This window comes from Alcanivorax sp. (assembly GCF_014762765.1).
In the GTDB taxonomy this organism is placed as follows: domain Bacteria; phylum Pseudomonadota; class Gammaproteobacteria; order Pseudomonadales; family Alcanivoracaceae; genus Alcanivorax.
Genome location: NZ_JABURH010000026.1, coordinates 1 through 10,778 on the forward strand (window position 1 = coordinate 1; position 10,778 = coordinate 10,778).

Here is a 10,778-nt window from a genome sequence, read left to right on the forward strand (position 1 = left end):
CCATAGCACCGAGGAAGCCGCCCACCACGATCAGAATCCACTCATCTTCCTGGAAAGCTGGCCGCAGGAGGTCCTGAAACTCTTCCGAGCTGAGGGCCTGCATACGTTCAGCCATGAGCTTCTCGACAATCAGGCCCCGTTCCTTATTAAAACCCTGGTCTTCAAACGGCTCTACGGCCAGATCCACCGCTTTATCTTCCACTGCCTTCTTGAGGTCCGCATAACCTTCCGGCCCCACCGTCAGCTGGGCAGCGGTACGCACCACACCACCATTGAGCAGCGGCTTGAGATGGCGCTTTATCAGTGCCTTGGTGCGATCTCCACGGGGGCCATTGACCACCTGGTACATGATATTGCGCAGGGTGATCACTTCATCCGTAGCCAGACGGGCAAAGGATTCGGCCACATCCTTTTGTCGCTTAAGGAACAGACCCTGAATGCGAAAAGGGCCGATTTTTACCGGATTGAGCGGTCGAAAAATCAGGTTCAGAGCCAGCCAGTTAGTGGCGATACCGACGATAAACCCAAAGAACGGCAACACCCAGTTTTCCGGTACAAAAATGAACACCGGCACCTGAATCAGGCCGAACAGGAAACCGAAGTAGAAACCGGAATTGGTAATGAAACGAAATTCAGGATCACCCACTTCCTGGAACATCTGCACCATGAGCGCTTTGTCTTCACTCATCTGGGTGATGACCATGTGCTTCATGTCCACCAGGCTGTCCAGATTGCGGCTGATGTCATCAACCACATTGTCCATGACCGCTGGAATTGCCCGGCGTGCGCGGGCATAGACACGCTTTCGCACCAACAGGGGCAGATTCTCCCAGAGCACAGCATTGCGCTCGGTCATCACCTCATCGGTGTACTCTTCGATACGTAGCTGGATGGTGCGGGTGAGGTGGGCGGATATCTTTTCCGGCTCCATCTCGCGAAAGAACTCGTCCAGACTGCCCAGTTTTGAAAGGGCCTTGTCGACCACTATACCTGCCATCTTTTCGACCTTGGAAGGGATGATCCCCTGCCAGCCGAAAACAGGCCGAATACCAATGAATTCCAGCGGATAGAACGTCATTTTGACGGCCATCCAGTTGGTGATCCACCCCACGGCACCGGCGATGAAAGGTATACTGACGTACTTCCAGAAGTCCGGGTACGAAAGCAATGATTCCAGCATTGAAAAACAACTCCCCTCCAAGGGCTTATGCACTGTAACGCGACAGTGCCAAGACAAACATATCCCGCTTTCGCCAATCCCGGTCTAAAAAGCCAATGTCGTTTGAAGGCAGCAACCTATCATGGGAGGTGCCCTTTATTATAAAAGTCCCTAGTATAGGTAGCTGGCACTCTAAATATAAGCAAGATAACGTAATTTTTGGCAACAAATCGGGACCGGAAACGACAACACGGCCCCATTTCAGGACAGGATTTTCCGTCATTTATGCCTCAGACCGGTAGTTTTCCCCAGCTGATTGTGCTCGGTGGTTTGGAGAGCGCACTCAATCAGGCGCTCACAGGCAACCAGCCCGGCCGCGACAGGTTAGCCGCCCTGCACGGCACTGTCGTGCGGATTCGTGCTGAGCGCCCGCTCTGGGTTCTCTATGTGCTGATCTATGAAGATGGCGTGGAGCTGCTGACCGACTACGAAGGCAACGTGGACATTCGTGTGCGGGGGCCACTGGGAGCCATGGTTCACTGGCTGTTTGCCAGCGAGCCACTGACTGACCACGAGTCCCTGCGTGTCACCGGCAGCGAACGGCAAATCGCCCAGCTCACCGAGCTGGTAGAGAATTTCAGCCTGTGGCCGCTGGTTCGCAACTGGCTCGACGACCATGTCCGGCTCAAGGAGCTGCTCGACCTGCTGCGCCGTGAAGACCCGGTATGGCTGGAGAAGCTGGCCACCTTGCCTCAGCAGGTCGGAGAACTGGCAGAACAGGTGGCTCGTCAGCAATTGATTCAGGAAGACATCCTTGAGGAGCTGCGTCACCTGCGCGGAGAATTGCGACGAGCCCGCAAACTGGACCAGTTCTTCACCCTCACCGGTACCCTGCTTATTCTGCTGTCGCTATTGAAAGCCTCCACCCTGTGGGAAACCACCTGGCAAGCATTGCAGCAGGATGTGCTTTCCCTTGCCATGCTCAGCCTCGGTATTGCCTTCCTGCTTGCGCGACTGCTGCCAACCAGGGACAGGCTGTAGCGCCGAGCGCCCTCTCTGTAGGAACGGCGCTCGAGCCGCGAACCGAGCGTAGCGAGGGTATAGAGATCAATCTATCCGCCATCTTTCTGAACCCGTCGAGCTCAGTTATTCCTGATCACCCTGCGGTAGAGCCCCGAGGAAGGCTCTACCCTTTTCCTATCTCACAAGTGTAACTCGTAGCTTGTAGCTTATTTATTCTTTCTGGGTGCGCCAAAAATCTGCCCCAGACGCTCACCGACCAGCTCCGCGCTGGAACGGGCCAGGCTGCGGCTGGCACCTTCAAGCACTTCCCGGGTATCCAGATTGCGGACACCGTCCACAAGACCGCGGCGCACTCCTTCTTCCACCCGTGACGAAAGCACCTGAGCCGCCTTTTCTACCTGCTCATCCAGCTCTTTTTGCATACTGTCACGCAACCGGGGCTGGAAGTAGAAGTGCCCCCACAGCGCCACCACAGCCAGAGTCATGGCCGAGCTCAGCACGGCCGTTGCAATTACCCAGATCATGGACATGTTTTCACTTCCTCGTTACTTGTCCGCTCTAATTGGCTGATAAACAAACATTTTCGGTAACAGAGCCAGACATTGTTGTTAAATAAAGTATGCGCCCGATGCCCACCCCGTGGGAAATCATTACAGTGAAATACACGGGAAAGGATGCCCACAGTTAAGAGCTGATTCACGCTCCCAAGAAAGGAACGTCATCTTAATGTGTGGCTCCGAGGTACCCAATGACTGCCGTGACAACCATCAGCCGTGCAAGCAGCCATAGCCAGCAAATGATTGACCAGGCGATGTCTCTTTGCCGGCGACATCAGCAGCCTCTCAGCATTCTCGCAGTCCAGTTCCAGGAGCTACAATCCATTAAAGCCGATATCGGCGCCCAACGAATTGAACGCCTTCTTGCCAACGTGCTGCATCAATTGCATGCCATCAAGCGTTGTGAAGACGGGCTCTTGAGCTACCAGTCAGGGCAGTCTTTGTTCATGATCTTGCCTGTCACCCCCGTGGACGGCGCCCTGGCAATGGCGCAACGGCTGCAACAGTGGCTCAGCAGCCAGGAATTCGAGCTCGATGAGTTCTGCATTTCCATGCCAGCACGCATTGGCGTGCACTGTGTCAGCGCGCGGGAAGAAGAAGGTGTGGTGCAGTTGCTGAACCGCGCCTTCAATACTCTGAAAGACACTAAAGACACCGCTGCAATATCATTGACCGAACCGGCGCGCAAACAACTGGACGCCCTGCAATGCAGCCCCAGGACACACGACCGGCTGTCCCGGGAACTGCTCGAGCTGGCCAATGGCACAAATCAGGCCTCGCTCATGGAGGTATTGTCCCCTGCCCTGTCAGTGCTGGATGAGCAACTGCGGCTAAAGCTGGTAGATCAGTTGCTGGAAGTCTCAACTCAGGCTCGGGCGATGTGAGCATTACGGCACGCTGCGATTACCCCCGTATCAGTAATGTCTCAGAAAACCCTCTACCCCGCTGTGGTGAAATCTGATTTCCAGCAGAACACCCCGCCCGAAGTCAGGGCTTGCGGGCAATAAGTACTGCCCGCCGCGGAGCAGGGTAGCCTTCCCGGGTCAGCCTCGGGTCATCCGCGTCCAGAAAATCCGGTAACGACTGGAACCGCATCCAGTCAGTGGCCCGCTGTTCCTCCACCGTTGTATTGCTTTCATCCACACAGCGAATATCCACAAATCCGCAGCGCCGCAGCCAGCGTTCGAGCATGGCCACGGAGGGCAGGAAGAACACATTGCGCATGGCCGCATAGCGGTCTTCAGGCATCAGCACGGTCTGGGCGTCGCCTTCCACCACCAGGGTTTCCAGCACCAGCTCTCCCCCTTCGCTCAGCACCGCTTTCAGTTCCAGCAGGTGGTCCAGCGGGGAGCGGCGGTGGTAGAGCACGCCCATGGAGAACACCGTATCGAAATTCTCTGTCTGCGCCGGCAGCTCTTCCATGCGCAACGGTAGAAACCAGACCGGGGTGGCGGGCGCAAAGCGGCGCACGGCCAGGTACTGCACCAGAAACAGGATGGTCGGATCAATACCCACCACCTGCTCAGCACCGGCAGCCGCCATACGCCAGCAGTGGTAGCCACTGCCACAGCCCACATCCAGCACCCTACGCCCGGTCAAGGGAGACAAATGCGGCGCGACGCGCTGCCATTTCCAGTCGGAATGCCACTCGGTATCAATGTGCACACCGAAGAAATCGAAGGGCCCCTTTCGCCAGGGAATCAGGCCCTCCAGGGCCGCTTTCACGTCTAGCCGGTCGACGTCACCGGGCTTGCCGATGCGCAGGGTGTCCGACGCAAAATCACAGTCTGCCGGCCCTTCGGGTAATGCGGTAAGCGCCGCCAGCCAGCGAGGCAAATCACCATGGGGCTTGTCCAGCAGCCGCTCACGGCACAGCGCCATCAACGCATCCCGCTCGGGCTGGGCATAGAGTTCCCGCAACGCGGTTTCGCACTGCTGCAGATAGTCTTTCAACATCAGCGTACCGCCAGCAAAGAGATGAAATTGAAGCAGCGGAACCAGACATGAATTTCCCGATAACCGGCCTGGCGCAGGCGTGCCTCATGATCGGCCAGGGTTTCCGGTATCAGCACGTTCTCCAGTGCAGTTCGCTTCTGGCTGATCTCCAGATCCGAATAGCCGTTGTTTCGCTTGAAGGCATGATGCAGCTCGGTCTGCAGGGTATTCTCCCCATCGTCCGCAAAGCGGATTTTTTCCGACAGCACCAGAATGCCGCCGGGCACGGTGGCGTCAGCAAGGCGCTGAATCAGGGCATCGCGTTTGTCCGGGGCAATAAACTGCAAAGTGAAATTGAGCACCGCCATGGAGCACACCTCAAAGTCCATGCTCGCCACATCCCCTTCCAGCAGAGTGACACGCTCGCTTTGTCCGGTTTCCTCAATGAGGGTATGGGCTTGGCGGATCATGGCCGCGGAATTGTCCACGGCAATCAGCCGGTTGCCCTGGCCGGCGGTCAAAGCCGCCATGGCCGTGGTTGCGGCGCCCAGTGAACAGCCCAGATCATAGAGGCAGGTATCCGGCTGGGCGTAACGAGCCGCCAACACCCCGATCATGTCAATAATGGTGGGATAGCCCGGCACTGAACGGCGAATCATATCCGGGAAGACACGCACTACGGTGTCATCGAACGAGAAACGGGTCACCTGCTGGTGGGCAGTGGCGTAAATGCGGTCCTGCTGATCAGACATAGGGATTCCGGTATCACAATGCGGGGCGAATTATAGCGGGTGATACCGGCGGGTAGAAATGGGGACGACGGCTGACGGCCGGCAGCGAGAGCCAGCCGTCCATTGTTTCACTTATTTCAGACTGACGCGCAGGTTGGGGTTGAAGTCTTCGTCTGCCAGATCGCTCAAATACCCCTGCACAAAATCCTGAACGTCGCTATCACCCTGCTCGCCAAGGCGCTTGAGTGCTTCTTTCAGTGGCAAGGTCTGCCCATGGAGAGCCACCCGGGAGGCGGTCAGATTCAGGCCCAGGTCGATCACGGCGTACTCCAGATTCTCTGCCTGGCGAGTCAGCACCATCTTTTCCAGCACGCTGCTACCATCCTGACAGGATAATGAGAGCACTTGCTCACCGGAGGTCAGCGCCAGCTCATCGCTTTCAATCAGATCATCGACCAGTGCACCGAAAGCGCTCTCCTGGCTCGCCGCCAGGCACAACCGCTCGCTCATACCGGTACTGATTTGTGCATGGACCGGCAGCACCATGGCAGCAAACAGGACAAAAGACAGATAACGCATGAAGGATCCCTCTATCCCAAAACCCGAGAACACAATTGTCGGAGTCGAATTATACGAATTAAACACTATACAATCTAACAATAATCATACATAAAGATGGCGAAAAAATGACGAAATGCAATATTTCGCCTTCATACGGCAGTCATCAATCCTTCCTAGACTCCTAACCTCAAACAGGCATAACTATTGCTTAGGCTTTCAAGCAAGATCACTAGCGCGACTGGAGATATCTATATGACCGCTTTTCGGAAGCATGGCCCCGTCAGTGCCCTGACCGGCGGCGCCTTATGTCTGATTCTCTGTGGATTGGCTCTTGCCCTGCATGATGTGCAATGGCAACTGATAAGCATGGCCAGCTTTCACTTCGGCGTGGCTCTGACGGCCATCGGCCTGTGCGTTCATGGTTGGCAACACCACAGGGCCTGGCGCCTGGAGTTGCTGGTGCTTGTCATACTGGGGTTACTACTGGCGCTGGCACCCTTGATGCCTCTCCCCTTCCAGGATTTTCTCGAGTACCTTATGCCCTGATCTTCAGGTACTGAGAAATGGCATCACGCATAGCGGTCAGCGAAAGCGGCTTGATAAGTTGCCCGTTCATGCCTGAACGCGTTACCCGCCCTCCCAGCTCAGAAACCGCGTGGGCACTCAACGCCAGGATCTGGCAAGGGGGCCATTGTTCACGCTCCTCACTATCACGCATTCGCCCGGCACTGGTAAATCCATCCATCACTGGCATATCCAGATCCATCAGCACCAGGTCATAGCCACCCGCCGCCTCCCGGAACATCTCCAGCGCACGGGCACCATCCTCGGCAATATCAATCCGGCTGATGCCAAGTCGCTCCAGATACCCCTTGGTGACCATCTGATTGACCGGGTTGTCTTCCACTACCAGCACACGCAATGCTGCAACAGCCTCCTCCCCTTCAACCTGGGAGATGATGGGAATACTGCTGGGCGCCTGCCTGCCCAGCAACTGTTTAAGTTCGTTCACAGTGAGTACCGAGCGACGCAACAATTGCACCTGCTGGGGCAACCAGTCAGGGACCTCACTGCGCATCCCGGTCAGTAACAGAATCTGCAGCGGCACCTGACTGATCCGCACCAGTTGCACGGTTTCCTCCAGCAACTCCCGGTCTGGCATACCATTGATCAACAGCACACTGGCTCCTTCCAGCGAGCCCAGTGAGGCCAACTGCGAGCTATTGCTGACCCGGTGCACCGCTTTGAACCGCGGATCGGCTTGCATCCAGTCAGCCAGATTCCCTTGCACATCCCACAGCCAAGCCGGTGGCGCCTCCTGCTCCACAGTGGGGACTTCTTCACTGTCCGCCGACATCTGAATACTGAAACTGAACCGGGCGCCCTTGCCAGGAGCACTTTCCACATGGATATCCCCCCCCATCAGCGCCACCAGCTCCCGGCTGATGGACAGCCCCAAGCCCGTGCCACCGAAACGTTTAGCCGTATCCGCCGAGGCCTGGGCAAAATGCTGAAACAATCTCGCCTGCTCTTCCTGACTCAAACCGATACCGGTGTCGGTCACGGCAAAGCTGAAGAGGGGCAGTTCATTGCTGACCTGACGGTAGGAAAGAGACAGCACCACCCTGCCATTGCGGGTGAATTTGACCGCATTGCCCAACAGATTGATCAACACCTGACGCAGCCGGGTTGGATCACCCACCAACCGTGAAGGGGTATTGCTGTCCATGTCGAGCAGCACCAGAGTGCCGTTATCACTGGCAGGCAAGTTGAACATCTGTGCGCATTCAGCCATCAGCAGAGGCAGGTCAAATGCCTCCTCCACCAGCTGCAATTTACCGGCCTCAATCTTGGCGAAATCCAGTACATCGTTGATTAGCGCGGTCAGTGTGCGCCCGGCACTGTCGATCAGGCTGATATATTCCTGCTGCCGTGGGCTGGGATCGGTTTCACGTAACAGCTCCGCCAAACCGATCACGCCATTGAGAGGTGTGCGAATTTCATGGCTCATTCGAGCCAGGAACTGGCCTTTGGCCAGGCTTTCAGCCCGGGCGCTGATGGCGCGGGAATTAGAGCGATAGACCAGCAGTGCCAACCCCAGCACCAGGGCATACAGCAACAGTACCGCCAACATCAGAAAAATGGTGCCTCGCAGCTTTTCCTGGCGAGTATGGTCCACTAGCTGAACCGACAGCTCTACCAGGCTTTCTGACAATCCTTCCAGGGATTGCATGGCATTGCGACTGCGATCATAGGCCTGCTCCCAGCTTACCTGGATCCGGGGCGCCAGAATCAGCTCCTGCTCGGACCACAGCAGAAACCGCTGGAGTTCGTTCTTGACCAATCGCCATTGCTGTTGCAACTCAATAGCACCGGTTCTTGCAGACAGCGCCTTGATCTCGCTGTCGATAATTGAAAGTTGCTGCTGAAGCCGCTGCCAGGCATTTTCCAGCCGGCGAGCATCATTGTCCCCCAGGTAGCCCCCGCGCTGGCTGACATAAAGCGCCAGAGCACGGATCAAGCCAATGTCGTTCTGCGCCTGCCGAAACGACCCCAGGGTCAAGGACAGCACTTCATTGGGTTCCAGGCCCTCCCCCACTGACATATCCGAAGCAATCAGCACCGAGGAAAGGGCATTGGCCAGACGCTGGGCGATGCGATTGACGTTATCGTAAGGACCCGCCACATCTTCCAGGGGAATCCCGGTTTTCACCGTCAGTCCAGACCAGGTTTCACTCAGCAGCCCCGCCTGATCATTAAGGCCGGGAATATCCCGCTCGCGCACCCTTTCCAGAAAGGCCTGCAACCGACTGTCGGCCCGCGCCTCACTGAGTCCAAAGCGGGACACGATCTCCGGATGCTGGGTATGGATCATCACTGGTGCCAGGTCACGCATGTCATCCAGGGGCGAGAATGCAACAAGGCCACTTTCGAAGAGCCTGAGATCACCCTGCATGGTCTTGTAACCTGCCAGCAGGTCCAGGCGGTGCTGAATAATCAGGAAAGATGCAATGACAAAGGGAACAGTAATAATGGCAAACAGCAGTGCCATAGCAACGCCGGTGCGCATACCGTTATGTGATGGTTTTTCCATCCGCCTTTCCCTATAAAGGGTATTCTCACGGGGTATCTTGTATTGTGCCACCAGAAAGTCGCCGTCACATCAGGGAAACCCGGAACACCTTGCCTCATGAAACCGACAATGAATGTAAAAGTTTGCTATCTCTTGCCGCTGATCGCCTTGTTGGGCCTGATTTCCTGCAGCACGCAGCCCAGTAACGACACGCCCCCTGCTGCCAAGAAGCTGCGCAAGATAAACACAGGGATCAGCAGCGAACAAAGCCGACCGGTAGCCCCAAGCGCGCAGGCAATAGATCTGTCCAGCTTCCAGGTTCCCCAGCAACTGGCCGGGCTGAATCTGGAGGGAGAAATCAGCTCCGAACGGGGTCGCACCCTGCACTATCGGAGCGACGATAAAAAAGAACAGCTATCACTGACAGTCACCGGTCTGCCCGCTGGCTGGGATAACATGCCCGCAGAGCGTGCCGTTGCCAGTTATTACGGCGAGCTACGACAAAGGCGGGTAAACCAGGCTCTGCAAGACAGCGCAAACGCCCTAACCATTGTCAGCGAAACCCTGCTGGATCTGGAGGGCCACCCCTCCGCCCAGGCACAAATGCGCTGGGTGGAGAAGGGACGCCCAATCCAGAACCAGTCCCTGCTGGTCACGCTGATTGATGGCGTCTATATCCGTATCAAGAATGCCAGCTACCAGCAAAACACCCTCTGGCTGTTACAGCACAGCAAGCGGGCGCTGGCCGAGTTCAAGGCGGCACAGAAAGACAGCGACAAGCCTCAAGCTACAAGCTACAACGCGGATAAACGCCAGGCAGAACAATTACTCTCTGCCCGCGATTCTGGACTGGATGAGGTCCTGTCTTTTTTGAATACGACAAGCCACGCCCAAACTCTGAACGCGACGCCAGTGTTGCAACACAGACAAACCGGGATTCGCGTTGTAGCTTGTAACTTGTAGCTTGCGGTCTGCAACCATGACAAACCCAACCTTCTCACCCATCCAGCCGGCCACCGTTGACTGGCATGAGAGCACCCCGGTAGCAGTGGACTTTGACGACCCCTATTTCTCCCGTCAGGACGGCATGGCGGAAAGTGATTACGTCTTTGTGCAGGGCAACCGGTTGCCGGAGCGCTTTCGCGCACTGCCCGCCGGTGGTAATTTCGTTATCGGTGAAACAGGCTTTGGTACTGGCCTGAATTGCCTGCTGGCCGCCCAGCAGTTTCTGGAACACGCCCCAAACCTTGCCCGTCTGCACCTGGTCTCCGTGGAAAAGCATCCATTGCGAAAGGCAGATCTGGCCAAGGCCCTAGCCCACTGGCCTGCCCTGAGCTCTCTGGCGGAAAGGCTACTGGCAGAGTACCCGGCTCCGGCTCCCGGCTTCCACCGCCTCCAGCTGCACCCCCGTGTACAGCTGACTCTGCTCCAGGGCGACGCCCTATCCCTGTGGCCCCAGTTCCACCACCCGGTGGATGCCTGGTTTCTGGACGGCTTTGCCCCAGCCCGTAATCCGGACATGTGGCACTCGGATCTGTTCGCGCAGCTGGCCAGACTGAGTCGGCCCGGCACCACCCTGGCCACCTTTACCGCCGCCGGCTTTGTCCGCCGCGGGCTAGCGGAAGCCGGCTTTGCCATGCACAAGCGCGACGGCTTCGGCCACAAGCGGCACATGCTGGTTGGACAGATCGACGGCGGGGAAATCCGGCCCGCCATGGCTGCGGGACATATCCTGGTGG

At 57.0% G+C, this 10,778-nt stretch carries 11 protein-coding genes; 5 read left to right on the forward strand and 6 right to left on the reverse strand.

The window, feature by feature from the left end; all coding sequences use genetic code 11:
- Positions 1–1,180 (reverse strand): hypothetical protein (locus HUJ17_RS00925; RefSeq protein WP_290508941.1); only part of this gene is annotated, 1,180 nt, incomplete at its 3' end.
- A 264-nt stretch (positions 1,181–1,444) separates the two neighbouring features.
- Between HUJ17_RS00925 and HUJ17_RS00930 the strand changes: the two genes are divergently transcribed.
- Positions 1,445–2,200 (forward strand): hypothetical protein, encoded by a 756-nt coding sequence (locus HUJ17_RS00930; RefSeq protein WP_290508942.1) that lies wholly within the window; start codon positions 1,445–1,447, stop codon positions 2,198–2,200.
- Positions 2,201–2,388: 188 nt separating this feature from the next.
- On the opposite strand, the gene HUJ17_RS00935 is transcribed toward HUJ17_RS00930, so the two are convergent.
- The gene (locus tag HUJ17_RS00935; protein WP_290508943.1) at positions 2,389–2,712 is read right to left on the reverse strand and encodes a hypothetical protein; all 324 of its coding nucleotides are present in this window, start codon (positions 2,710–2,712) and stop codon (positions 2,389–2,391) included.
- Between the two features lie 218 nt (positions 2,713–2,930).
- Between HUJ17_RS00935 and HUJ17_RS00940 the strand changes: the two genes are divergently transcribed.
- Entirely contained in the window at positions 2,931–3,623 is a 693-nt protein-coding gene (locus HUJ17_RS00940; RefSeq protein ID WP_290508944.1) for a diguanylate cyclase, read from the forward strand.
- A 103-nt stretch (positions 3,624–3,726) separates the two neighbouring features.
- Here HUJ17_RS00940 and cmoB read toward each other — a convergent pair whose 3' ends face one another.
- The 3 genes from cmoB to HUJ17_RS00955 all read right to left on the reverse strand — a co-directional run bounded on the left by cmoB (position 3,727) and on the right by HUJ17_RS00955 (position 5,984).
- Positions 3,727–4,695, reverse strand: a complete 969-nt coding sequence (gene cmoB / locus HUJ17_RS00945) for a tRNA 5-methoxyuridine(34)/uridine 5-oxyacetic acid(34) synthase CmoB (RefSeq protein WP_290508945.1) — start codon at positions 4,693–4,695, stop codon at positions 3,727–3,729.
- Complete coding sequence (gene cmoA / locus HUJ17_RS00950) at positions 4,695–5,426, reverse strand: carboxy-S-adenosyl-L-methionine synthase CmoA (protein WP_290508946.1); 732 nt, start codon at positions 5,424–5,426, stop codon at positions 4,695–4,697. The genes cmoB and cmoA overlap by 1 nt, the downstream gene beginning before the upstream one ends.
- Before the next feature lie 111 nt (positions 5,427–5,537).
- Positions 5,538–5,984: a hypothetical protein gene (locus tag HUJ17_RS00955; protein WP_290508947.1), complete on the reverse strand. Its 447-nt coding sequence runs from the start codon at positions 5,982–5,984 to the stop codon at positions 5,538–5,540.
- Between the two features lie 234 nt (positions 5,985–6,218).
- Here HUJ17_RS00955 and HUJ17_RS00960 point away from each other — a divergent pair, with 234 nt between their 5' ends.
- Positions 6,219–6,512 (forward strand): hypothetical protein, encoded by a 294-nt coding sequence (locus tag HUJ17_RS00960; RefSeq protein ID WP_290508948.1) that lies wholly within the window; start codon positions 6,219–6,221, stop codon positions 6,510–6,512.
- On the opposite strand, the gene HUJ17_RS00965 is transcribed toward HUJ17_RS00960, so the two are convergent.
- Entirely contained in the window at positions 6,502–9,060 is a 2,559-nt protein-coding gene (locus tag HUJ17_RS00965) for an ATP-binding protein (RefSeq protein WP_290508949.1), read from the reverse strand. The genes HUJ17_RS00960 and HUJ17_RS00965 overlap by 11 nt on opposite strands.
- A gap of 108 nt (positions 9,061–9,168) precedes the next feature.
- Between HUJ17_RS00965 and HUJ17_RS00970 the strand changes: the two genes are divergently transcribed.
- Both HUJ17_RS00970 and mnmD read left to right on the forward strand, forming a co-directional pair.
- Entirely contained in the window at positions 9,169–10,002 is an 834-nt protein-coding gene (locus HUJ17_RS00970; protein WP_290508950.1) for a hypothetical protein, read from the forward strand.
- 16 nt (positions 10,003–10,018) lie between these two features.
- A partial coding sequence (mnmD, locus tag HUJ17_RS00975) for a tRNA (5-methylaminomethyl-2-thiouridine)(34)-methyltransferase MnmD (RefSeq protein WP_290508951.1) occupies positions 10,019–10,778 on the forward strand: 760 nt, incomplete at its 3' end.

Excerpts from the sequence above, each read along its gene's own strand:
- HUJ17_RS00930 (WP_290508942.1), top strand. The coding sequence starts at position 1,445 with ATGCCTCAGACCGGTAGTTTTCCCCAGCTGATTGTGCTCGGTGGTTTG.
- HUJ17_RS00935 (WP_290508943.1), bottom strand. The coding sequence starts at position 2,712 with ATGTCCATGATCTGGGTAATTGCAACGGCCGTGCTGAGCTCGGCCATG.
- HUJ17_RS00940 (WP_290508944.1), top strand. The coding sequence starts at position 2,931 with ATGACTGCCGTGACAACCATCAGCCGTGCAAGCAGCCATAGCCAGCAA.
- cmoB (WP_290508945.1), bottom strand. The coding sequence starts at position 4,695 with ATGTTGAAAGACTATCTGCAGCAGTGCGAAACCGCGTTGCGGGAACTC.
- cmoA (WP_290508946.1), bottom strand. The coding sequence starts at position 5,426 with ATGTCTGATCAGCAGGACCGCATTTACGCCACTGCCCACCAGCAGGTG.
- HUJ17_RS00955 (WP_290508947.1), bottom strand. The coding sequence starts at position 5,984 with ATGCGTTATCTGTCTTTTGTCCTGTTTGCTGCCATGGTGCTGCCGGTC.
- HUJ17_RS00960 (WP_290508948.1), top strand. The coding sequence starts at position 6,219 with ATGACCGCTTTTCGGAAGCATGGCCCCGTCAGTGCCCTGACCGGCGGC.
- HUJ17_RS00965 (WP_290508949.1), bottom strand. The coding sequence starts at position 9,060 with ATGGAAAAACCATCACATAACGGTATGCGCACCGGCGTTGCTATGGCA.
- HUJ17_RS00970 (WP_290508950.1), top strand. The coding sequence starts at position 9,169 with ATGAATGTAAAAGTTTGCTATCTCTTGCCGCTGATCGCCTTGTTGGGC.